Source organism: Ideonella paludis, from assembly GCF_018069865.1.
GTDB classification, from domain to species: domain Bacteria; phylum Pseudomonadota; class Gammaproteobacteria; order Burkholderiales; family Burkholderiaceae_C; genus Ideonella; species Ideonella paludis.
This window is the reverse complement of record NZ_JAGQDG010000010.1, coordinates 1-24,261: the sequence shown is the minus strand read 5'-3', so window position 1 is coordinate 24,261 and position 24,261 is coordinate 1. Positions and strand designations below refer to the sequence as shown.

14 protein-coding genes and 2 pseudogenes are annotated in these 24,261 nt (G+C 59.9%); 6 read left to right on the top strand and 10 right to left on the bottom strand.

All coding sequences use genetic code 11. The features are described from left to right. Positions 1-10: 10 nt before the first annotated feature. The 4 genes from KAK11_RS20885 to KAK11_RS20870 form a co-directional block, all read right to left on the bottom strand. A complete protein-coding gene (locus tag KAK11_RS20885) occupies positions 11-313 on the bottom strand; it encodes an integrase core domain-containing protein (RefSeq protein WP_375140707.1) in 303 nt (100 codons plus the stop codon). A gap of 142 nt (positions 314-455) precedes the next feature. Then, positions 456-1,001 (bottom strand): transposase, encoded by a 546-nt coding sequence (locus tag KAK11_RS20880; RefSeq protein WP_210811503.1) that lies wholly within the window; start codon positions 999-1,001, stop codon positions 456-458. A gap of 61 nt (positions 1,002-1,062) precedes the next feature. After that, positions 1,063-2,556: an HlyD family type I secretion periplasmic adaptor subunit gene (locus tag KAK11_RS20875; protein ID WP_210811501.1), complete on the bottom strand. Its 1,494-nt coding sequence runs from the start codon at positions 2,554-2,556 to the stop codon at positions 1,063-1,065. After that, positions 2,553-4,781 (bottom strand): type I secretion system permease/ATPase, encoded by a 2,229-nt coding sequence (locus KAK11_RS20870; protein WP_210811500.1) that lies wholly within the window; start codon positions 4,779-4,781, stop codon positions 2,553-2,555. The genes KAK11_RS20875 and KAK11_RS20870 overlap by 4 nt, the downstream gene beginning before the upstream one ends. 445 nt (positions 4,782-5,226) lie before the next feature. Here KAK11_RS20870 and KAK11_RS20865 point away from each other — a divergent pair. Next, positions 5,227-5,587: pseudogene (locus KAK11_RS20865) on the top strand (IS66 family transposase); the annotation flags it as partial. Between the two features lie 213 nt (positions 5,588-5,800). On the opposite strand, the gene KAK11_RS20860 reads toward KAK11_RS20865, so the two are convergent. From KAK11_RS20860 to KAK11_RS20845, 4 genes are all read right to left on the bottom strand, one after another. Continuing rightward, positions 5,801-7,708 (bottom strand): EAL domain-containing protein, encoded by a 1,908-nt coding sequence (locus tag KAK11_RS20860; protein ID WP_210811499.1) that lies wholly within the window; start codon positions 7,706-7,708, stop codon positions 5,801-5,803. Next, positions 7,689-9,596: an EAL domain-containing protein gene (locus KAK11_RS20855; protein WP_210811497.1), complete on the bottom strand. Its 1,908-nt coding sequence runs from the start codon at positions 9,594-9,596 to the stop codon at positions 7,689-7,691. The genes KAK11_RS20860 and KAK11_RS20855 overlap by 20 nt, the downstream gene beginning before the upstream one ends. Before the next feature lie 80 nt (positions 9,597-9,676). Continuing rightward, the gene (locus KAK11_RS22370) at positions 9,677-14,446 is read right to left on the bottom strand and encodes a DUF8202 domain-containing protein (protein ID WP_210811496.1); all 4,770 of its coding nucleotides are present in this window, start codon (positions 14,444-14,446) and stop codon (positions 9,677-9,679) included. Between the two features lie 614 nt (positions 14,447-15,060). Next, complete coding sequence (locus KAK11_RS20845; protein WP_210811494.1) at positions 15,061-15,690, bottom strand: hypothetical protein; 630 nt, start codon at positions 15,688-15,690, stop codon at positions 15,061-15,063. A gap of 574 nt (positions 15,691-16,264) precedes the next feature. Between KAK11_RS20845 and KAK11_RS20840 the strand changes: the two genes are divergently transcribed. Both KAK11_RS20840 and KAK11_RS20835 read left to right on the top strand, forming a co-directional pair. Next, positions 16,265-17,020 (top strand): elongation factor P maturation arginine rhamnosyltransferase EarP, encoded by a 756-nt coding sequence (locus tag KAK11_RS20840; RefSeq protein WP_210811493.1) that lies wholly within the window; start codon positions 16,265-16,267, stop codon positions 17,018-17,020. Positions 17,021-17,299: 279 nt separating this feature from the next. After that, a complete protein-coding gene (locus KAK11_RS20835; RefSeq protein ID WP_246499202.1) occupies positions 17,300-18,085 on the top strand; it encodes a LytR/AlgR family response regulator transcription factor in 786 nt (261 codons plus the stop codon). A gap of 7 nt (positions 18,086-18,092) precedes the next feature. Here the strand turns inward: KAK11_RS20835 and KAK11_RS20830 are convergent, their stop codons facing one another. Then, positions 18,093-19,811, bottom strand: a complete 1,719-nt coding sequence (locus KAK11_RS20830) for an ATP-binding response regulator (protein ID WP_210811486.1) — start codon at positions 19,809-19,811, stop codon at positions 18,093-18,095. A 285-nt stretch (positions 19,812-20,096) separates the two neighbouring features. Beyond that, positions 20,097-20,693 carry a PoNe immunity protein domain-containing protein gene (locus tag KAK11_RS20825; RefSeq protein ID WP_210811484.1) on the bottom strand — a complete coding sequence of 199 codons (597 nt, stop codon included), beginning with the start codon at positions 20,691-20,693 and terminating at the stop codon, positions 20,097-20,099. A 236-nt stretch (positions 20,694-20,929) separates the two neighbouring features. Here KAK11_RS20825 and KAK11_RS20820 point away from each other — a divergent pair, with 236 nt between their 5' ends. The 3 genes and pseudogenes from KAK11_RS20820 to KAK11_RS20810 form a co-directional block, all read left to right on the top strand. After that, positions 20,930-22,738, top strand: coding sequence for a TnsB C-terminal domain-containing protein (locus KAK11_RS20820; protein WP_210811483.1), 1,809 nt, complete (start codon positions 20,930-20,932; stop codon positions 22,736-22,738). A gap of 1 nt (position 22,739) precedes the next feature. Next, positions 22,740-23,645 carry a TniB family NTP-binding protein gene (locus tag KAK11_RS20815; RefSeq protein ID WP_310737847.1) on the top strand — a complete coding sequence of 302 codons (906 nt, stop codon included), beginning with the start codon at positions 22,740-22,742 and terminating at the stop codon, positions 23,643-23,645. A gap of 366 nt (positions 23,646-24,011) precedes the next feature. Beyond that, a pseudogene (locus tag KAK11_RS20810) lies at positions 24,012-24,261 on the top strand (Fic family protein); the annotation flags it as partial.

Here is a 24,261-nt window from a genome sequence, read left to right as displayed (position 1 = left end):
AGCTCCCCTGTCAAGCAGACGGTTGATTCCTAGAGTCTGCAGCGGTTGTGTTGATCAATCTGGGCATGTATTGCTTGGGCGGCACGCCGCCCAGCGCGTCATGCGGGCGGTATTCGTTGTACTGGGTAAGCCAGTTATCGGCGATGGCCTGCACTTGCTCAATGGAGTTGAACAGGTTGGCATCGAGTACTTCGGTGCGGAACGTCCGGTTGAAGCGCTCGATGTATGCATTCTGGTTGGGCTCGCCGGGCTCGATGTAGTTCAGCGCGATGCCTTTGCGTTGGGCCAAGTCGACGAAGTCGTGGCTGGTCATCCCCGGACCGTAGTAAAGGCATAGTGGTTGTCAGCCACTGTCGGCAGCAAGCATCCTTTGGATTGATGACTTCCGAAGAAGACCACTCCAATGGCTGACTTGAACCATCCAATCGCTGCACCTCAATGGGTTGCAATTGATGTCACCCGCTACTGGAACGCAGTTCTCGTCGAGACTGCCTTTGGTCAGAGGCATCGGTGTTTGCGGATGCGTCGTGGCCAAGCAATTGATTCTTCCATTTGTACGGTGATCCCCGAGACACGCCAACCTCGTCGGCAACAGACTGTGCCCTGGTTTGGCGCGTGCACAAGGCAATAACTGCAGACTGCTTGGCTTCAGGTGCCAGCTCTTGGGATCGACCAAGGACGCAGCCAACTTCGCGCGGATGACGCTCTTCAAGCCAGGCAGACAGCAATGACCTTGAGGGATAGCCCAGCGCCTTGATCGTCACCGCGATGCAGCGGCCATGTTCAAGGCAATGTTCAACAGCTCGGTGCTTGTCAGCCTGAGAGTACCTTGGACGGCGTACGTAGCCTGCTGGCAAATCTTGGCGCAGCTCGTGCTCGCGATACCAGGATCTGAGCGACTTCTTCGTCGGATTCCCAAGTTGGCGAATGGTCAAGCCGACGCGCTTACCCGGCTTGATGTACAGCTGCACAGCTCGAACCCGATCCTCGTCTGAAAACATGAACTACCTCTTGGTAGTCCAAGAATTCGTCCGCACCCCCCATTTGCCATCAATTGTCTGTTCATTGCTCCCTCCCCGCCGCTTCCACCTCTTGCTTGAGCGGGCTGATAAGGAAATCAATGACCCGCCGTTTGCCCGTGTGGATCTCTGCCGTGAGGCTCAAGCCTGGTGCCAGCTTGATGGGTGTGGTGGGGTTGTGGCCTGCTGCCGCCTTGTCTGGTGTAGTGATGCGCAAAGTGGCGGGGAAGCGTGCCCCGGTCTTCTCGTCTACCACCGCATCAGTCGCCAAGTGTTGCAGCTGGGCTTGCAGGGTGCCGAAGCTGGTGTAGGGGTAGGCTTCGAGTTTGATGCTCACGGGCTGGCCGGGCTGCACCAAGCCTACGTCGAGGTTGGCAACGCTCACTTCGGCTTGCACGTCAGCCCCTTGGGGTACGATGACCATCAGCACTTGGGCGGGGGTGACCACCCCGCCTTGGGTGTGCACGGCCAGTTGCTGCACTTTGCCGTCTATGGGGGCTGTCAGCTTGGTTTGGCTGTGGCGCTGCTGGGCTTTTTGGGCCTCGGCCTGGGTTTGCTGAGCTTGCAGCTCGGCGTCGCGCTGCTGTTCAGTCAGTTTGCGTAGGGTGTCTGAGTTAAAGGTAAGGCTTGCTTGTTGGGCTTGAGCCAGGGCGGCTTGGGCCTCAGCCAATCGAGCCTGGGCAGTGGCGCGGTCGCGCTCCAGCTCGATGCGCTCTCGGCTGCGGTCTTGCCTGGCATGGCTCGAGAAGAAGCCTTGTTCGGCTAGTTCGGAGACATCTCGCTCGCGCTGGGCTGCCAGGGGCAGGGTGATGTCTAGCTTGGCCAAGACCTCCTGGGCCGTGCGCAGCTCTGCTTGGCGCTGGGCGACTAAGGCGGCGCTTTGGGCCTTTTGGTCTTGGATGCCTTGCCATTGGGCCTGCAAGAGGGCTGCCCCGGCCATATCGGTGGCGGGGCCGGGCCAGCGCGGTGCCTTCGGGGATTGGGCGAGGTGGGGGCCGTGCAGGTGCTGCAGCAAGGTGCGAGCCACCGTCGCGGATTGGGTGGCGGCCTGGTGTTGGCTGTTGATGCGCTCGGTATCCGCTCCGGTGGCGGTGGGGTCCAGCTCCAACAGGATTTGGCCGGCTTTGACGACATCGCCGTCGCGAACATGGATGGCGCGCACCACCCCGGCTTCCAGAGGCTGGATGACGTTGCTGCGGTCGGCCACCACGATGCGGCCGGGGGCCACCACCACAATGTCCAGCTCGCCTACCAGGCTCCACACCAGTGCCACGAAGAACAAGGCCATGATGACCCACAGGGCCCGGCGCGGTGCGGGGTGGGCAGGTGTGTCTTGGATGCTGAGGGCGGCAGGCAAGAAGGCCAGCTCGTCAGCTTGGCGGGCTGGGCGCGTGTGGGTCTTGTCGTATTGCCAAGCTGCGTGGCCCACGGCCCAGTACTTGCGCGCTAGGTCTCGCCAGGCGGCCCAACGGCTTGCCACTGCTTGAGGGCCTGATGGGCCAGAGGCACCTGCAAAGGTGTGGGGCTTGTTCGTCATGGCTGGCCGCCTGCTGAGCTGTTGGGGCCGACTTGTTGCAGCCGCCACAGGGTCGCATAGTGGCCGTTGTGGGCCACCAGTTCAGCGTGGCTGCCGCATTCGGCAATCTCACCCTGGTCCATCACCACAATCCGGTGAGCCTGGCGCACGGCACTGAGCCGGTGGGCAATGATGATGACGGTGCGGCCCTGGCAGATGGCCCCCATATTGCGCTGGAGGATGGCCTCGCTCTCGTAGTCCAGGGCGCTGGTGGCTTCGTCGAAGATCAGGATGCGGGGTTGGGCAAAGAGCGCGCGGGCCACCGCAATGCGCTGGCGTTGGCCGCCGGAGAGGCCCGTGCCTTGCTCGCCCACCATGGTGTCGTAGCCTTCGGGCAGAGCGCTGATGAATTCATGCGCGCCGGCCAGATGGGCGGCTTCCATCACGGCCTCAAGCGGTGCTCCGGGGTCAGTGATGGCGATGTTCTCGCGCACGCTGCGGTTGAACAGCAGGTTGTCTTGCAGCACCACACCCAGTTGGCGGCGTAGCTGGGCCACACTGATGAGGGAGATGTCTTGGCCGTCGATCAGCAGGCGGCCTTGCTGCGGGGTGTAGAGCCGCTGGATGAGCTTGGTGAGGGTGCTTTTGCCCGAGCCTGAACGGCCCACAATGCCGATCACTTCGCCCGCGCGAATGTCCAGGCTGACTTGGCGCAGCACGGGCGGGGCATCTGGCCGATAGCCAAAGCTCACGCTGTCCAGGGTGATGTGGCCCTGCAACGGCGGGAGTTGGGCGGCATGGCTGATTTTGGCTTCCGTGGGGCAGTTGAGGATGTCGCCCAGGCGGCGCACTGACAAACCGGTTTGCTGGAAGTCGGTCCACATCTGCGCAATGCGCATGATGGGCTGGGCCACCCGGCCTGCAAACATATTGAAGGCGACAAACATGCCCACTGTCAGCTCGCCTTGCATGACCAGGTGTGCTCCCCACCACAGCGTGGCAGCGTTGACCAGTTTGCCCACCAGGCCAATGCTTTCATGAGCGTAGGCGGCCAAGGTGCTGACCTTGAAGCTGGCGCGCACATAGGCGGCCAGTTGTTGGTCCCAGCGCAGGCCCAACTGCGGCTCCAGCGCATTGGCCTTGACGGTGGAGATGCCGGAGATGGATTCCACCAAGAGGGATTGGTTTTCTGCGCCACGGGCAAACTTTTCATCGAGGCGGTGTTTGAGCACGGGCACCACCACGGCGCTGATGAGCGCATAGAGGGGCAGGCTGAGCAACACAATGAGCGTCAGGGTGGTGCTGTAGAGAAACATCACGCCGATGAAGACGATGGAGAACACAGCGTCGAGCACCAGGGGCAGGGCAGTGCCGGTCAAGAAGCTGCGAATGGTCTCCAGCTCTTTGGCGCGGGCCACCGAGTCACCCACGCGGCGGTGTTCAAAGTAGGCCAGGGGCAAGGAGAGCAAATGGCGGTAGAGCTTGGAGCCCAGCTCCACATCAATACGGTTGGTGGTGTGGCTGAAGACGTAGGTGCGCAGCATGCTGAGCACGCTTTCAAACACGACCACAAAGACCAGGCCAGTGACCAGCACGTTGAGGGTGCTGGTGGCTTGGTGGACCAGCACTTTGTCCATCACGGTTTGAAAGAACAGGGGTGACACGAGCGCGAAGAGCTGGAGCACCAAGGAGACCAGAAGGACTTCACCCAAAAGGTTGCGGTAGCGCACCAGGCTGGGCACAAACCATGAGAAGTCAAAGGCGGCGGCTTCGCCCGCCAAGCTGGCTTGGCTGCTGAGCAAGATGAGGTCGCCGCTCCACACCTCGGCCAAGCGCTCCAAGGGCTCGATTCGTGGTTGGCCGTTGACTAGCAGTAAGGCGCGCTGGCCGTCGCAGCGGGCGAGAACGGCCCATTGGCTGCAGGAAGTGGACTCGCCCGCCGTGGCATTCAGGTGTACCAGAGCGGGTAGGGGTTGCAGGGAGAGCCGATTCAGCGCTGGGCGGGTAGCTCGAGCCTTCAGGCCAATGTGCTTGGCGGCGCGCAGAACGTCTGTCACCTGGGGCTGGTAGGCACTGCCCCAGGCCATGCCGTGGGCCACTTGCTCGGGTTCTGCGGCCACTTGCAGCAGGAGGGCGGCATTGCACAGGGCCGCTAGAGCCTGAAGCGCCTCGGGTACCGCAGCAGGTTCACCATCTGGTTGTGCGCCCGGCGGCTGTGAAGCCAAAGCGGTCGATCCGACGTTCATGAAAGACCTTTCAGGGGGGCTCCGACATAGCCCGGAATGCAGAAGGTTTCTAACTCTGCGTGCAAGACTTGTGCGACTCATCCCCAAGAACAATTCGAGTTTGGCTGCTGACACTTATGTGTCAGGTCAGCTCACACCTAAATGTTGCCCGGATCTTCCGAGAATAAAACCCGACAGATGTATCCCTCAGTACCGGGGGGGCCTCCCCCAAATGGGTACCTGATTAGCAAGGTCCGTCGGTACTTCCGCGAATGTGCTTCTGGGTGAAAAGCGGAGAGCGTGTGTGGTAAGGCAGTGGATGCAAGGGCAAGGTTCGCGTGCCCCCACCCTCCGACTTTTCATGCCGGCGCTTATTCGGGCGCGTCCAAATTTTTCCGGGTTGAACGATCGCAGTGGCCGCAGCGTGCCTCGCGATTGCGTTTCGCGCGCGGTCATTGCCGATGCGCTGCAGCAGCGCTCCAAAGTTCCCAACGGTACGGCCAAGGCCATCGACTACGGCCTCAAGCGCTGGGAGGCGCTGGTGCGCCTCATCGACAGAGGCGATCTGCCCATCGACAACAACAGGGTCGAGAATCAGATCCGTCCCGTTGCCCTTGGGCGCAAGAACTGGTTGTTCGCGGGCTCACTGCGCGCAGGCCAACGAGCGGCCGCCGTCACGAGCCTGATCCACAGTGCCCGCCTCAACAGGCATGACACCTACGCCTACCTCAAGGACGTGCTGACCCACTGACCTGCCTACGCGGCTCAACAGCCGCATTGAGGAGCTGCTGCCCAATCGCTGGAAGCCTGCTGACGCCACTGCCTGACTGGCCCCGGTGACGCAAGGTGGGTTCGCTGCACGCTTACAGTCATCTGCTCAAGGCTACATAATGAATCATTGATAGAGGCCCGACGACTGCTTGGCCATTTACGAGTCGAATACCAGTCCAAAATTCAACATCGGCATGTGGAGCAGCTAGAAATTTATTCTGCCTGATCGAAAGTGGTGGCCATGGCGTGCCCGACTGTTGGTGCGAGGTTCATTGGCCTATTGGATGAAGTGCGGGCTGCCAGTGCATCAAGCCACTCGGGGAAAGTGGTGGAGCCACCCCGTAGCCTTGCACTGCGTCACATCCCAGTTTTTGCAGGCGCTGCAGCAGGGCAGGCGTCTCCACCCCGACTGCAGTCACCTGCATGTCCATCGCATGGCTGCTCTCGATAAGGCTCTTGAGGGCCCGCTCGTCGCCTGCTGCTTCTTGGGCAGCTTGAATCAAGCTGCGGTCGATTTTGACCCGCTGCGGTGCCACCTCGATGAGCCGAGCCACATTGCAGTAACCCGTGCCGTAGTCATCCACACTTAGGCCAAAGCCCAACTCGCGAAGTCGGCTCAGGCCGCGTCGAACATCAGCGTCTTCGTCCACAGCCATGGCCTCGGAGATTTCCCATTCCACCTGCACAGGCGCTAGCCCGTAGCGGGCCAATAGGCGCATGGCTTGGGCGGGCCAGGTGTTGCTCTGCAATTGCGATCGTGTCAGGTTTAGGGCCATGCAGAGCGCAGGTTGGCCCTGGGCTTGTAGGCGCTGAAGGGCTTGGCAGGCCTGATCCAATATCCATGGGCCAACCTCGGCCATGTCTCCGGCCCGCTCCAAACGGGGAACTACCTCGGCCGGCGCGAGATGGCCCCACTGGGGATGGTGCAGCCGAAGAAGAACCTCGCAGGCCAGCCAGCGGTGCTGCCGCACACTGATGATGGGCTGAAACAAGAGGCTGAAGCCGAGACGCTGTAAGTCAAGCAATCCGGTGGGGCCGCGCAGGTCTGACAGGTGCCGGTCCACCAGCAACTCGGCCACCAGGGAAGGGGCCTGTTGTGCGGGGGGCGCCATGCGCGCCAACAGCACTTCATGGTGATACACGGCGCGCTTCAATTGCTGCACTTCTTGAGCCGTGTGGGCCAGCAGCAGGCGAGCCTCCAAGTGGTGCAGTGTCAGTTGCGCCGACTTGACCTGATAGTCATTCAGCAGCTTTTGCCTGGCCTCGATGCACGCGGCTTCGTGGTTTCGGGCCTCTAACGCTTGGGCCGAGCGGCCCAAGGCCAGGCTCACCTGGGCCTGTACCCGCCAGAATAGGGCGTGCTCGTCGGTGGTCAGCGTGTCCGCTTGCAGGTGAACGCTATCGATCAAGCTTTGTGCCTCTTGGAGCTGGCCTTGTTTCACGTAGGCCTCTGCCATCAGCACCCGCATTTGGGCCAACACCGCAGGAAAGGCTGGAAGCTGGCAGTCCGCCCATCTCAGCAATGCCTGCGCGGCGGGCAAGTCTTGAGTCAAGCAGTGCAAGGACATCTCGGCCGAGGCCATACACGCTTGTTGCTGGCGGGTCAGTGCACTGGGCCTGCAGCGTTCCAGCCAGTGTGCAGCAGCGTGCGGGTCGGCCCGTCTGAGGCAGGCATTCGCCATGGCATAGGCCATGGCAAAGCGGTGACGGGTGCCGGCATCTTCGGGCAGATTAGCCGCCACCGCCTGCGCTTCTTCCCAACGGCCGGCCCCTTCAAGTACACACAATGTGATGTAGCGCAGCCGTTCCTGCGTCTCGGGGGTAGGCTCTCGCATCAGGGCCAAATTGCTGCCGGCCTTGTCGATGCACTCCAAAGCGTCTGCATAGGCTTGAAGCTGGCTTTGCACGCTGGCGAGCCGGATCCAAGCCTGCGCGGCCCATTCACCGCCCAAGGGCGCCGCCAAGCGCGTGGCCCGGGTGGCGGCTTCCAGAGCGGGTAGCCAGTCGCCTTGCGTTTCATAGACCCAACTGGTCACCAAGTGCAGCAGAGCCACCTCTGTGCCGGGGCTGAATTCGTCGCAATTGGCCAGTAGGGCTTGCGCTTGCTTCAGCGCCAACTCAGGCTGCTCTTCGCGCAAGCGCATAAGTGCGGCCAGCTCAGGTCGGTCTGTGCTCATGCGCGTGCTGGTTCTCACCGTGGGCCTGAGCAAAATCCAGGGCCTGTTGAATAGGGATGGGACGGCTGAAAAAATAGCCCTGCCCGAAGTCGCAGTCCATGCTTTGCAGGGTGTGAGCCTCCTCCAGAGACTCAATGCCTTCAGCCGTGATGCGCATGCCTTGCTCATGCCCGGTGTGGATCAGGGCATTAACGACCCGCTGCTCTCGATCCCCTTGGCTGAGCCTCATCACCAGGCTGCGGTCGATCTTGAGCTTGTACGGGTCGATGTCGATCAGCCGCGAAAAGTTGCAGTAGCCTGTGCCGAAGTCGTCGATGGAGAGGCGGATGCCCAAAGACTTGAGTTGTTCAAGGCGCTGTGCCAAGGGCGCGCCGCTATGGACGGCCAAGGATTCCGTCAGCTCCAACTCCAATCGTTCGGCCACTATTTGGTAACGTGCCAAGCATTGCGAGATGAATGCGAAGAAGCTCTCTTCACCCAATTGCACGGCAGAGACGTTCACGGCCATGCACAAGGGTGCCAAACCCTGCGCTTGCAGTTGGGCCAGGGCCTGGCAGGCTTGGCCCAAAACCCAGCGGCCCACATCCAAGATGTCGCCGGATCGTTCAAGGCGCGGGATGAAGTCTGCGGGCATCATGGGGCCTAGGCGGGAATGTTGTAGCCTGAGCAGCACCTCAAAGCCAGCCACCTGGCGCGTCTGGAGGTCCATGAAAGGCTGAAAGACCAGATGAAAGCCCAATGACGACAGGTCGTAGCTGCCGTCAGCGAGCCTGGGGCAGCCGCCATGCAAGAGCAGCAGCTCTTTGAGCAGAGACTCCACCAGGGGACGTTGTGGATAGCGGCCGCGCAGTTGCGCTTCATGGTCTTGGACTGCGACCTTGAGCCGCTCCATCTCCTCCCGCGAGCGTGCCAGCATCAAGCGGGTGTCGAGATGGTTCAGCGCCAGTTGTGCAGCTTTCAAGCGGTAGTGGTCTTGCAGTTGCTCTTGCTGGTGACAGCCCTGCTGATGCTGCTCGCGCAGGGCCTGCGCCTGTGTGTGGGCGCCGGTGGCGTCTGCCCACTGTGCGCGCTGCAACAGGCTGTCGAGCCGCTCTTCTTCATCCAGGGCCTGCAGTACATCGAGTTGCAAGAAAGTGTCTTGGGCCGCATCCCAATCCCCCTTTGACACCTGTAGCTTGGCGATTTGATGCAGCACGGAGGCACGGTGCAGCGGGAAGGCAGCCAGGGCTTGCGCATGGCGGCGAAGCACGGCCTGCGCCCCCGGCAGATCTTGCTGCAGCACGTGCATTCTTGCGGTGAGGCTAGCGAGCCAAGCTTCATTCTTGGGCGATTCAATGTGGAAGGCGGCCTCTTGCAACCAGCGATGAACGGCGGTGGCATCCCCCTTGTGCAAATAGGTGCTGGCCAATGCGCCGCAGCATCGGAATCTGAACTCGCCGTCGGTGGCTGGATACAGCTCGCTCAGCAGCGCAAGGGCTTCATCCAAGCGCATCAGCTTTCTGAAAATACAGGCGGTGAGATATCGCAGCTCCTTGACCACGCCATCTGGGAATTGCTCATCGACGCATTGAATCGCTTGCTCCACGCAGTGCAGAGCGGAGTCAAAGGCGTTGAGTTGAAACCAGGCCCAGGCCATGGTCTGCAGTGCCCGGCAATGAAGCTGAGGCAAGGCGGTGGCTTGAGCTGCAAGGACGGCTTGATGGGCGGGCTCTAGTGCGGCGGCATGGTGGCCGAGGCCTGTATGGCACAGCGCGCACAAGCGCAGTAACTCGCAACATTCCTGCGGGTACTTCAGGCGATCGCAGCTTTGCAGCCGGTATTCAGTCAGTGCGAGGGCTGAATCGGGATCATGCTGCGCTAGACGCTGAAGATCTTGGAGTTGGTGCATGGCAGCCCGGTCAGCAAAATGCAAGCATGGACTCAAACGGACGGCTCGTCTGCGCCGCTGTCCCGCCCAACCTTGCAGTCTCAATAGATGTCTCGTATGTGAATCAATTTTCGGGTTTCCGGCGCAAAAATGCCGAAACTCGCGCGTGCACTGGGATCGCGGTCGAAGCTACTGGCACAACTGCCTTGGCGTGAGCGCAGCCAAGGCAAAGCGGCACCCGTAGCGCTGCCAACGACGCTGTTGCAACTGTTGTCGCTGCTGCCCGCCCCCAAGTTGATCGCTAAATCTACTGTACCCGTGCCGTTGAAGCTTGGAGCCGCCAGGGTGATGAAACCGCTGCCCCCGCTTAGGCTGATTCCGCTGACCACAGTACTCCAACTCGCTGGTGTGTTGTTATGGTTGAGCGTGCGCGCTCGCACCACGGAGGCTGTTGGAATCACCGTACAGGTATCGGCACCGTTGAGCACCCAGCTCTTACCGCTCCAGTACTGAAGCTGTAGAGGGACCTGCAAAGGGCTTTTCTCATTGCCAAAGGCATTGCTCATCTGCAGCCGCCCGCTGCGCAAGAATTGGCTGGCGTCATAGCCATTGGAGCTGACACCGTCCGTGTCGGTGGCCCGCACGCTGATGGTTTGCGGGGCGGTCAGTTTGTTGGTGAAGCTGAACACGGGCGCTGTGCCAGCGCTGCTGGGCAGGCTGGCCACGCCAAGGCTGAAGGCACTGGCGGGGATGCTGCCTGTCAAGCTGCCCGTCGTGTTGCCACTGGCGTCTGTCAGGTTCACGCTGCGCGCGACAGTGCCCGCATAGTTCTGAGTGATGGCCCCCAAGGCGTTCTTGGCCCTGGCCGTCACCCCAAAGGGCTGGCCTGCATAGCTGAAGCTGCCGCAGGCCGCAGTGGCGGCCAGCTCCAGCCGCGCGGGCTTGACTTGGACATGCGTGGTGACGCTGCCTGCGCCGGACAAGGCCGTGTAGTAGCAGGCCTTAGGCGAGCCTGAGGCAGGGTCACCGAAATAAGCGTTGCTGCAGGGCACCGAACCACTCTGCCCGGTCTTCATGAAGCCGTAGGCGCCGATTCCGTAATAGACGGCAGCCATCACCCCGCTGGGAATCACGCAGGGGTTGGCGCTGCCACCTGCCTCACTCGCGCAGTGCGTCCAGCCCATGACGCCGATTGGGTTGCCTGCCGCTGTCAAGCCGCTGCCCAAATAGCTGTTGCTGGCCAGGCGTGCTGTGGGTGAGACGCGTCCGACTTCGCTCCAACTGGCTGCACTGACATCGGCCACCCCGCCGCTGAACAGGCCCAGCGTGCCGCTGAAGCTGCCGCTTTGAGCGCCCACCCCCAGCGGCTCGGAGCGCACCCAGTCCAGCACCACGCCTTCGCGTGGGCTCTCTTGCCCAAAGTTGGGCAGGACGTTGATGTTGGACCCCCAGGCCAAGGCCTTGATCTTGAAGCTGAAGGGGCTGCCGGCCGTGGCCACGCTTGGGTAGTCGGTGACGATAAAGCCCATGGGTGCTGCGATGAACTGGTCGCTACCGCTGAGGCTCAGGCCCGCGTCATTGGTGCCCACCGAGCCGGTGTAGCTCAGGCTGAGTTGCACACGCCCAGCGTCCCAATACTGCGCGGTAGTGCTGGTGGCACCGTTGGCATCAAAGGCCAGGTTCAGGGTCTGGCCCGTGGCATCGCAGGCTGCGCTGCTATTGCCCGCATTGAGTTTGACTGCTCCCAGTTGCACCGGCGAGCTGCCGCTGCTGGGGTTGACATAGGCGCAGGTGGCCTTGATGGCTCGGGTGACGTTGGCAAAGGCGGGCACGCAGACCTGGGCGTTGTCGCTCGTGCGCACGGCCTTGATGGACAGGGCTTGGCTGGCCCCCGCATAGTGGTCGGGCACGTCAAACAAGAACCCGGCGCTGCCCACCGCCATGGTGCAGGCCCCCGTGCTGCTGGCGGCGGCGCCCAGGCCGCACCACACCGGGCTGCTGTGACCGGGCGTCAGGGAGAGGCTGGTGACGCCCACCGTGGCTGTGCTCACGCTGGTGACCTGGGCACTGATCGTGGTGCTGGAGCTGCCTGCGGGAATGCTGAAGCTGGCCCCCGAGGGGAACAGGGTGCTCACCCCTGCCCCGGTCAGGCTCAGGCTGCCTGTCAGCCCCCCCGTGAACAGGCTGCTGCAGCTCGCATCTCCGCAGGCCTTGATGGTGTAGGTGGTGGGCGCACAGGTCACACCGCTGTTGCTGCTGGCGGAGATCTCGATGTGGTCCAGCAGCCTGCGCGTGACCGTGAAGTAGCCCACACCGCCCATGCCGTTAAGCACGGCATTTGAAACGGTGGCGATGCGCCCAGGCACGCCGGTGCTCACACCCGCTCCGCTGGCGACACAGGTGGCTGCAGTCATGGTTGTGTCAGCGGTGCCGGTGCTGAAGTCTTGTGCCGTAGCGGTGCTCAGCCAGAGTGCTGAGCCCCCTGAGGTGAAACCGCTGGGAAGCATGCTGTCCGGTACGCAGATGCTGAGCTGCGAGGGTACGGTGCCGGTCGCTTGCAAGCGCCAAATGCGGCTGCTGCGTGCGCGCCCGGCCAAGGTGCCCACGGTGATGGTGGCTGTGGTGGTGGAGCTCTGACCATTGTCGCCCATGACCACGTAGGAAAGGTCTGTGGCCAGGGCCATTGCCCCCGTGGTGGGCGTGATCAAGCTGGCCGAGGACGGCATGGCAGTGCCGGAGATGACGGTGATCTGGTCCCCACTGTTTACCGACCGCGAAATCAACTGGTTGAGCTTACTGGTGTCGTCTCGCCCCAGCGCTACGATGTTGTTGTGATAGCCGGTGCCGGCCGACCAGATGGTGCTACCTGCGCTGTTCAGGTAGCTGGTGGCGGGGGCTCCGTTGCCGCCAAGGGTGACCCCGTACTTCACGGCCAGATAGCTTTCCAATTGCTGGGCCTGGGCGTTACTCATGGTGTTGCCCAACATCATTACGCCCTCGGCCAATATGCCGCGCCAACCCGCTCCCGCGTTGCCGACGCTAAACGTTCCGTTTGCACCCGTTAAGGGGGACGGCGAGCTAGCTGTCGCCATCTGCACGCCATTTTTCCGAATCGCCTGTTTGACACCGAAAGGTGAGGCGGTCGAGGCATCTTTAAAGAAGGTGAAGACCGACACGCGATTGATCAGATTCGAATCGGTGTACCGAGCTCGACTCACGCTGGCGTCGGCAGAATCCCAAATGACATCTCCGTCATGCGGGAAGTGAATGCCAAAGCGCCCGTCCCAACCGTTGACAGGGACGCCATACTCGCCCAACAACATGACATTCGTCATGTTGGCCGTGGGGTACCCCACCAACGCATAGTGCCCCTGGCTCCATGCTTGAGTCGTCAGCATGCTGGCAGCCGTGAACGACTGGTTGGTGGTGAACTCCACCACTGGGTTGAAATTGATGTTCTGCGCATTGTTGTTGCGGAACTTAGGTCGGGTGGCGCTACCGCTCAGACCCTTAGAAGGGTTTGCGTCGTTGGTCCAGGTCGCAATGTCTGAATTGTCAGCCTGGGAAATAGATGAGGCTTGCGACCACCACGCAGCACTGGGCATGCCTCCCGGCCGACAATATGCTTGCGTAATGTTTTGTACTTCGTTAGCTGCCAGTGCTCTGCCATATAGGCGCACATCGTCCACCGCTCCATCGAACGCTGTACCGTTCAAAGCGTTGGCTCCGATGGTTAGGCTGTTGCTCCATGAAGGGAGGTAGCGCATGCTGTTGTTGGTGCCAGATGCCACCCCATTGATGTAGAGCGTTCCGACCCCTGTATAAACCCCGTTGGCGTCAGGACCTGAAGTGGCTTGGTAGGTCGCTGCAATATGAACCCACTGCCCTAGTGCCACTGCGCCTGCACTGATGGAGTCCCAGTAGGGGGGCGCTGAATCGCCTCGACCAGTCCAAAATTGCCACTGATTGCTGGTGCTTGCGTAAAGATTGAACCCTCGAGTCGGAAACTCATCCCGCATCATGAGCGGTGTGCGCCATGTCCCCTGACTTCCATCCGCTCTGGCCCACAACGCTACTGAGAAGTTCGGGCGCGGACTCAGGGCCGCGTGTTGCGTGACTTGAACGCGTGAGCCGCCAGAAAACTTGGCCCACGATTGGCCACCACAGAAGGCTGGAGGAGCTGCCCCCATTGCGGCATTGCCCACAAATGTTCCGCCAAAGCCATTTCCTGTGCTGTCGGTGTTTGGACTGGTGTCGAGACCGGTCGCGTTGTCAAACTTATGGTGCATCACGAGGTCGCCCGTACTGATCAATGACCAACTGGTGATGGTTTGAGTGGCTACTGCGCCACCTGTTGCTCCTGTGAAGCCCACATACATGGTGCTACCGAACTTGCTCTGCAGATTGACGTTGAGGCTGTCTGCAACGGTGAAGTTGGCTCCGCAAGCGGCGTACGTTCCGTACAACGACAAAATGTTGTGCTCTGCTTGATACGACAATGTGAAATTGCCGACAACGCTGCTGCAGCTCCCCAGCGCGTTGGGGGCAGGCTTCGTTCCCACAGCGTTGTTTCCGAATCCAATGCGGTTGTTTGTCCAACTGCTGATGGTGAGATTGACATGGTTGCTGATGCCATCTACCCCGATACCTCCGCCAACACCGCCGATGGCGTTGAGTCCGGCACTTTGCATGGCAAATGAGATGCCGTCAGCTTGTGTTGGCGAGCCAATCAGCTGAAAAGCAAAGGAGGTAACAAATGATTTGGAGGTGGAAACTGGTGCAGTTTTCCAAGCCGATGCCACCTGACTCCCCACGGATGCAGTCAGTTGTAAGCTGCTTCCCGCCACAGTGGCGTTGCCGTTCAGGGTCATATCTGTTCCCAGCACGGCTACGGCTGAAGCCGATGTAGCCGTTCCCCACAGGCACAGAAAAATGAGAAATGTTGCCAAAAGGCCTGCACGTCCGATCACACGCCGTCTCAACCAAGCTGCGAGTCCGAATATGGAGTAGTTCATTTGGCCGTGTCGAGTAACTTAGGCGCTCCGAGTAGATCTTTAACTCCACCGCGCTCCGCGCTCATAGACATGAGTTCCCTATCTTTGCGCTGAAACAGCGCACGGTTAGACGCCCTGGGTCAATGGGAAGCCTAATGGCTTGCCATAAGAAGGTGGCGGTAGGTGCGGTTCCGCAGACCATTGATCCAGCGTCGCAAAGTCCCCCGGCCTGCACGGTGAAAGGTAAGTACCGGCGGGAACACGACGCAATTCCATGCATTGCACGGTGGTCTTGCTGAGGTAGCTCGGTCGTCGGCATTGATCTCGCAACAGACTCGTATCAGAGGATGTGGGATCACAGTACTCGTCGATGATCTGTGTCAGTTGAATTCTGGACGAGCAGCTGATTTCAGGCAATGAAGCGGTGTTTAGAGGGAACGAAATGAATGTTTAAGGTAAGTCAGAGGATCCATTCAATACGAGCACTGCGGCTATGACGCTATATCGTGATTCCAGGTGACGTTGAACTGCAATGCTGAATTCTCGGCAAGCCTCCAACCCTGTGGCGGGGCGATATGAGGCATTTCCTTTGAGCTAATGTAGACAGTGCATTGAGCTTCCCGCCTCTCGCCAGCAGACCACGGCCCGTTCGCCATCAATTCAACACGATCCGCACCAACTCGCTCAATCGCTTGTAGAGCTGACAGCAGTCTCCCGAGCAGCGCGGCTCGTTGATGTGTGTTTTCGGGCCAAGGGCCAAGTTGCTGCCAAACGGCGGCGGCCTTTCGATGCTGCCACTCGGTCAGGCGCCAGTAGCTCTCCAAGCTGAGACCTAACTCGCCTGGTGGAATGCCACCCTCCTTCATATCGCGCGCGTTGGCTGCGAGGTATTGTCCCAAAGCCTCCAAGCCGTCTTGAAGATGCTCGTCGGTAATCTGAATCGCTAAGCGGTTCAAGACATTGAGCACCAGGTGCGTGTCAACTGGCAGCACAGGATCGGCTGGCTTGATGTCCGTCCGCATAGGCTCGCGTGTACCGAAATGGCGGTACCAGGCGACGCTTGCCACTCCGCCCAAAATCATGCCAAGGATCACGTACATCAAGGCGTTCATGTTGGACACGGCCCGTGCTTAGGGGTTGAATTTCTTCGCTTTGTTCTCGCATCAAGCGTCTTCGTCGCAAGCTGCAGCGATTCAAATCTGACGCCAGCATAGTAGCGCAGCCATGCATGGATGAGGTTCGCATATCGCACCGCTCACCAGGGTGGCGTTAGCCTTTTGGGGGGGCGTCATGAGCGCACAGTGTTGGGATGTTTTTACCAGCGAAAAGGTCACAGGCTCGTTATGGGCTGGAGTGCAGTTGGCGCAACAGTTGAGCAGTGCCGGGGAGTCTGTTCGGCTGTACGTAGATGACCTAGCTGTGCTATCGGCACGGCTGCCGGGTTTTCGTGGCCCGGAAGATAGCGATGCGGTCTGGGCGGGGCTCGAAATATCTGAACCTCATACCCAGTCACTGGTCCCTCTTGGGGACCACGCTGTTCTGGTGTGGGGCGCACTGCTGCCAAATGCATATTCACAGATATTGGCGGCTGAGGGGGGGAAGTCTCGGCTGGTGCAACTTCTGGCCCCTGATGGCGATAGGCTGCTGGGGCATCGTTCATTGGGCGCATTTCCAGGCTGCAGACACGAATCGTGCTTGGTTTTTGACAGCCAGAGTTTGAAGGGGGGCGCGGTGAAGCCGACCTTTCCGGTACACCGGGCACATCGCCTCAGGGACCTCTTTAGGAGGAGGCGGGACTTGCTGGAGGCGCAGGAGGTGTGTGCTGAGGCGCAGCAGAGCAGCTTTTTTGTGCTTCTGTCGGGCGAAATCGCCTTTGACCCGTGTCCGCTGGTGCGCACGCTCAGAGCCACGCAACGCCCAACAGTGGTGTGGGTGGAGCCAGGGGCGGCGCAATTGATTATTTCCTGTGCGTTTGGTGTGCCGGTGGCTGGGCATGGTGCGATTCAACTGGGCCAGTTGACTTTGGTGTTTCTCCCCTCCGCCAATTGGGCACAGCAAGACGAAATGATGGCTGCAGCGGACCTGGTGATCTCGTCCGATCTCAGCCTATGCTGGCGCGCGAGTTGCATGGGAACACCCCTGCTGCCCGTGCTGCCAGGCGGCGATTTGAGTGATTTTTTGGATTGGTACTGTCAGGGCAGCATCGCCTCGCCCCAAGTTTTGCTGCGACATTTGTGTAGTCGCTTGCAAAAGTACGATGGACTGGGCGAGGCGTGGCACTGGTACTGGTCATGTTTGCCCGATTTCGACGACCATGCTCAGGAGATCAAGCAGCGCATCGACGAGGTGCCTGATGTGTTGAGTCTGCTGTTGCTGCGCCCACACGACGGGCAACTGCGGCACCCTGCCAGTTCTGAGCCGCGCGCTGCACGCATGGTGAGCATGCTCTGACACTCGCAAGCGCCGGGTGGCAACCTCGAGGTCTTGATGCTCGATGATGTGATCCAAAAAGAGATCAATGCATGTTGTGTGAGGCTTGTGCCGTCCGGGCAAAATGCGGGCTACCTTGGGCTCTGTGGTGGCGTGCTGACAAATCGGCCTTAATCGATCACGACTGATGGCAGTTTGTGGGCCTGATCAGTGCTTTGGGCGCGGTGGACCTGCTTTACAGTAGGGACACAAATAAGTAGGCTGTCGAAGAGACCGCCTATAACGCGCCCAGACCCTGCAATGACATCTTCAGTCCGTGTCCTAGTTGCCGAAGACGACCCTGTGCAATTGGAGGCCTTGGCCCAGTGGGTTGTGCAGCTCAAGCCACACTGGTCCGTGGTGGCCCAGGTGGGCTCGGTGGACGGCGTCCGCCAAGCCATTGATAGCTTGGCGCCTGACCTCCTGATTTTGGATATTCACTTACCCGGCGTGGACGACTTGAACTGGCTGAGCCAGCTCAACTACAACGCGCCTGCGATCTTCGTGACCGGTGATGCTGGTTTTGCGATTGAAGCCTTTGATCGCAGTGCGGTGGATTACTTGCTCAAGCCCGTCACGATGCGGCGTCTGAAAGCAGCGCTCGACAAAGTTGATGCACGTGGAGTCGCCGTCCGCGCGCCCGCCAGGCTTGTGGTACCTGAAACAGAGCAGGCCTCATCGGTGCGAGGCTCGGTCGACAGCGAGCCTGGATTTTCTGCGGCACATGCCGGCTGGCTGACCGTAGCCAAAGGCCAGGATTTGATGTTGGTGGCGCCTGAAGAAATCGTGTATCTGCAGGCGGACCAGAAGTACACCCGTGTGGTCACGGAGCGCGGTGAAGGATTGGTGCGCACCGGCATCACCGAATTGCTAGGGCGGCTGGACGAGAAATTTTTCGCGCGAGTTCATCGCAGCGTAGTCGTCAATATCCGTCATGTTGCTGCTGTCAAACGCAATACTCTGGGCTTCATGGAGGTCCACTTGCGAGGCCGCAGCGAGGTCTTGAAGGTCAGCAAGAGCTTCCAGCAAGTCTTCAGGATGCTCTGAAATCTGCTCAGTTCAGAAAGTCGGAGTCTGGGGACTCCGGGAGCCCCGTCAAGTCAGCCAATGCGGCATGGAGGCGGGAAGGGCGCAACGGCTTGTACAACACCTTCACTTGTTGAGACTGCGCACGCTGAGCAACGCCAGGATTCACATCTCCGGTCAGCAAGATACCGTGAATTGTCCGGTGGCCAGCCGCTTCGCGAAGGGCGGCAATCACTTGGAGGCCATCCATTGGGTTGTCGAGTTGAAAGTCCGACAGCACCACTTGCGGCCAAGGCGCTGAGGACCGCAGCATCTGCAGGGCCTCGGCACCACCGCAAGCGCTACGCACCTGGCAGTTCCATACAGCCAATAGGCTGGCCGTACTGTGCCGTGCGGCCTCATCGTTTTCGATCAGCATCACTTGCAGTCCCTCAAGCGAGGGCAGATCGCGCGCTCGCTCGCGGGGTGCTGGTGGGCGGGGTGTGAGCGTCTGGCCTGCTGGAGCGAGGGGCAGCTCCAGCGTGAACTCTGAGCCTTGACCCACATATGAGACAAGGTGGATATTCCCGCCTAAGTAGCGAACGATACGGTCTACCACGGCAAGGCCCAGGCCCACCCCTTCGATCGCGTCTGTGCCCTCCAATCGGTGGAACTCTTTGAAGATGTGGGCTTGATCCTCAGGCGCGATGCCAGGGCCAGTATCTTTGACCGTGATCTGCAGCCTGTCCCCTTTGGTTTGCAGAATCAGCGCAACTTGCCCTTCTTCGGTGTACTTGATGGCATTGCTCACCAAGTTCCAGACGGCTCTTCTCAGCAAGGAAGGCTCGGAGACCATGTCCTGTGCCGAGGCGTTGACTTGCAGTGACAAACCTTTGGCGTCGGCCAGCACTTGAAAGTTATCGGCCACGTCACGCAACATTCGCTCTACATCGAACTGCCGTGGTCGGGCATCCAGAGCACCGCTTTCTATGCGTCCGAGGTCGAGCAATGTGTTCAAGATCTCTTGCATGTGCCGGATGCCGCTGAGTGCCGTTCGGGCGCGCTGCTCCTGTTCCGCTAAGTCTTGTGTGGGGCGCCAGCTCTCCACGTACATGCCTAAGGAGTGGACCGGTTGGCGCAGATCATGGCTGGCCACCGCAATTAGGCGGCGGCGTGAGTCCAGGGCCTCCGACAGTGCGCTGTTTTGCTCGGTGATTCGGCTGGCCAGCACTTGGTTGCGGTAAGACAGTGACAGCATGGCGACCAACTGCTGATACTGTCGGTTCATGGCGTCTTCAAACTCTAGGCACAGCAGCAGGATCCACGCGGCGACCAGTGCTTTGGCCTCGAAGTCACTCACATACCATGCCACCGCCAGGGCACCCATGAAGAGCCACAGAGGCACTCGGATCATGATCTTCTCGCCCTGCGTGAAGACGACCACGATGGCCGCGTTGGCTACCATGAGCATGGTCAAGAGTGTCTTCTGGGTGAGGGGCAGATCGTTAAAGATCAGCAGGGTCAGGATGCCCCACTGAAGGGCGTAGCCAAAGTTCCAGATGAGATTCAAGCCGGCCCACATGTCGAAGCTATTGCTTCGCTCTTGCTCAGATTGCGCCAAATAGCGCTTTTGCATGGTGGCCCGAAAGCCCCACCACACCATATTGCTGATTACCCATGCGATCAGCACCACCTGATCGGTGTAGCTCCAGCAGAGCAAGAACACGATAGGGATGCCCGCCCAATATCTCGACCGCAGGCCAGCCATGGCTGCCATCATGTGATTCAAGAGTGTCGCCCGAATGACCTCTTGGGGAACATCAATGGTGCCAAGATCATTGACGTGGCTATCCGCAGGAGTATGCGCAAGCTTGCGTCTATCTGTAAAACGCTTCATCCATCGAAACATATGCGCGGTACTCATTTCGGGGCCCGTTACGAGAGGTTTGCACAAACTGATCTTGCCCCCGCGATACCGGACCAGTCCAGTCGCTGAGTTAGCCCTGGCGGGCGGGCTGATTCTGCCGCCATCTCCCCCTGGGCGACATCATCCTCAAACTTGGGTGGGGATGAACGTTGTTGAAGTGCTCAAATGTCCCTGACTGTTGGCCTTAGCCGGTGTAGACCAGAGCCCGGCTTGTGGACAGGGTTGCCCGCCCTGACACCGCATCCGCAAAGCTTGGGCACCTTGGCCAGGCTGGAGTCGATCCAGCACTTTGTGCTCACGCGCCCAGTCAGCCAAGTCTTTGGGATAGACCAAATGGTCCCGAAAGCTGCTGTCATCGATGCCATACAGCACGCAGATCGCAGCTGCCTCAAAGGCCCAATAGCCCTCGTAGGCTGAATACTCGTCGGTAACCACCAGGTGCCCGTCGTGCCATGGCACTCCCTCGAACGACTTGTACCAACCCTCTAGATATTGCTTCACAAAAGCGCTGGCGTCTTGCGGGGTCTCGGCGGTGTAGAACGCATCGATCAGCGGGTCGTAGGGCTGCTCGTGGAAGAACTCAGTTGTCTCGTCGTCCGGGTCCACGATGACCTTGGCCAACAGGCCTTCCAGCAGCAGGTCGGTGTGGCGAAATCTGGTGAGCCAATCAGAGATACGTCGTACCGCATCGGCTCCGCCGAGCAAGATACCTAGGCTCACCATGCTGATCGCGAGTTGGTAGTGGTGTCGGTTTTCCTTAATCGTGTCACCAATGGCACCTTAATTTGGCAGCGGCCACGGCCACAGTTTATGGCCATTACAGGCTGAGCAATTGCTCACTTCATGTGATTCTTTGGGTGAAGTGCGCTCCCGAATGTGAACCCTTTATTTGTCAGTAACTTGCAAATAATCCCTTAATCGTGTCACCATGTGCGTAGGTTGCGTAACAGGGGGCGTCAATGAAGCAGCTAGTGGTGGTGCCAGGCGCAACGGCCGTTGCAGACGACCGTGTCGTGATCATCGTCCAGGTCAACGCATCCGGGCAAGTGCAGGTTCGCGATCTGGCTACCGGTGCGGTGTCGACAACCCCAGCATCAGCGTTGCGCCAGCTTCCCGTCTTGGAGCGCAAGCGCTTGGACCTCACTGGTCTGGAGCAAACGAGCGACGCAGATTGGCAGCAAGCCCGAGACCGCGAGAAAGCGGTTCAGCAGCTGCAAGCAAGTGCAGACGTCAAAGCTGAGGCTGGACGTATTGCGGACCTCATGGGCGTGTCTGAGCGCACGGTGTTTCGCTGGTTGGCGGCCTATCGCAAAACCCCATCGACTTCTGCACTGCTGCCAGCCCGAGCGGGGGCGCCAACGGGTGCGAGTCGATTGAGTCCTCAGATCGAGAGTGTCATCGATGAGGTCATCAGAGATGTCTATCTGACCAAGACCCGTGCGAAGAAAGAGGAGGTCGTCCGGCAAGTTGGATTGCGCTGTGCCCACCGCAGACTTGCTGCACCATCACGAAAGCCCATCCTGGCAAGACTGCGAGCACTCGATGCCATGGAAGTGGCCAAGGCTAGGCTGCAGCCCAAGGAAGTGGCAGCCTTGTTCGAAACCGTGCCGGGCAGCTATCGGGTGGAGCGGGCGCTGGAAGTCGTTCAGATTGACCACACCAGAGTCGATGTCGTGGTGTTGGACGACGAGCATAGACTTCCCATCGGGCGACCTTGGTTGACCTTGGCTGTGGACGTCTGCACCCGAATGGTGACGGGCTTTTACCTCTCTCTGGAAGCTCCCTCCTCTACCTCGGTGGCACTGTGCTTGACGCACACGGTGATGCCCAAGGACCTCTGGCTCAAAGCCAGAGGCTTGCCCTGCTCGTGGCCAGTATGGGGCATCCCCCAGTCCATTCATGCGGACAATGGCCCTGACTTCACAAGTGCGGCTTTGCAGCGTGGCTGTGACGAGCACGGCATGACATTGATCCTGAGGCCGGTGCGTCAGCCGCGGTATGGCGGTCATATCGAACGTTTGATCGGCACGATGATGGGGAGAGTGCATCTGCTACCTGGCACGACAGGGTCGAACCCGCAGGACAAAGGGGCATACCCCTCAGAGGCCGAAGCGGTGATGACCTTGGGCGAGCTTGAGCGCTGGTTGGCGATAGAGATCTGCGACCAATACCACCATCGAGTGCATCGCAGCCTTGGTCGGCGACCTGCGGCGGCCTGGAGCGAGGCCATGCGCAATGCGGGTGCTGGGCTTGGCGCTCTGCCGGGCGACATCGAACAATTCACCGTCAGCTTTTTGCCGTTCGAGATGCGCAAGCTCAGACGTGACGGCTTGCATCTGTTCAACATTCGCTATTGGGATCCGGTGCTGCCCGTGTTGGCCAAGCTGGGCGAAACCATGGTCGTCCGATACGACCCCAGAAATCTCTCGAAGGTCTACGCTCAGAGTCGCGACGGAAGCTACGTCCCGATTGCCTATGCGGATATCGCGCTGCCGCCTATTTCATTGTGGGAGCAACGATCGGCAGTGGCACGCATGCGAGAGGCCGCCAACTGCCAAGTGACGCAGGCAGCGATGTTCGAAGCGGTGTTAGAGCAGCGAGCATTGATTGAGCAGGCCAGCGGCAAGACCAAAGTAGCGAGGCGCTCTGCGCAGCGACAGAAGAACGGGGCGTCGGCTACAGAAACTTTGCGTGCAGGCGCGCCAGTCCCGCCCGTTGATTACGATAAGCCGGTGCAACCGTTCGAAGGCGAAATTTGGGAGCAATGACGTGGCGGGTCTTGAACATCTGCATCCGGGCGTTTGGTCCTACATTGATGTGTCCAGCAGCGAGCGCATTCACCGCTTGTACACGCCTAAATGGGTGTCATACGCACTGGGTGACGAAGCATTGGCGCGGATGGAGCACCTCCTGGATCACCCACCTTGCGGCCGCATGCCCAGCATGCTTCTGTACGGGGACAGCAATATGGGTAAGACCATGTTGATGGAGAAGTTTGTCAGAGATCACCCTGACGTTCACGATGGTGATGGCGAAGTGGTCAGTCGCAGGGTGCTGCGGCTCCAGATGCCAGCAAAACCCGACGACGGGAGACTGTACTCACAGATCATCGAGGGGCTCGGCCATCAAGCGCCATTTGCGCGCCGTGGCCTAGACATCGAGATGCTGTGCTTGCGGCTGATGCATCGATCGCCACCCAAGGTGATGATCGTTGATGAGGTGCATCACCTGCTGGCAGGCTCAGTTCGAGAGCAACGCCAGTCCCTGAATCAATTGAAGTTCCTGAGCAATGAATTCAGGATGCCCATCATTGCCTTGGGAACCAGCGAAGCGCTGTACGCGATGCAGACAGATGCGCAGATCGCTTCCCGCTTTGAACCCTTTGCGCTTCCAAGGTGGCGAGAGAGTGACGCCTTCAGATCCTTCGTGGTGAGCTACGGCCGCCTGCTGCCACTGGCCAAGCCGTCACCATTCGCAGAGAAGGACATTGTCCAAAAGTTGATGGCCTACAGCGGTGGCCTGACAGGCAAGGTGACCAAGCTGTTGGCGCAAGCGGCTGAGCTGGCTATCAGGACCAAAACAGAGTCCATCAGCATGGAACTGCTCGAGGAGGCCGCCGCCGCCGGCACCTTCAAGCTCACAGCCAGGACGCAGGCGGAAAGTGCGCAATCTTGAACGTCTCGAAGCCGCGTTGAGGGCTCCGGTGACAGATTAAGGGATCATCGCTGCCAAATTAAGGTGCCATTGGTGACACGATTAAGGTGAACCGACAGCAGTGGTGTTGCTGTGCTTGATCTACAGATGGGCCGTGAAGCAAGCGCAGCGAACGTTGACTCTCAACGCCTTGCTGGCCATATTTGCGATGGTGTCGATCTTCATGCCATTGAACCTGCTGTAGGCGACAGGCGCCAGGGCGTGTGACTGCACCACAGTTGGTCGAGCGTGAACCCATAAAGCATCCATTCACACCCATTCTTTCGTCAGATCCCTGAAGGGTCCACATTCTGAGAAATGGGTGTTATTGGGCGTATTATTGGTTCTATGCTCCGCTCTGACACCCTTCGAATCACCCCTGAGATCTTGAGCCTGATCGCTCGGATTGATGAGTTCAAAGGCGCTTGGCGTGCCTTGGGCACCCTAGCGCCTGATCGTCTGTCTGCCTTACGCAGGGTGGCCACCATAGAGAGCATCGGGTCGTCAACCCGCATCGAGGGCAGCAAGCTGTCCGACAGGGATGTGGAGAGGCTGCTTTCCAACCTGGCCATCCAGTCTTTTGAGACCCGTGATGAAC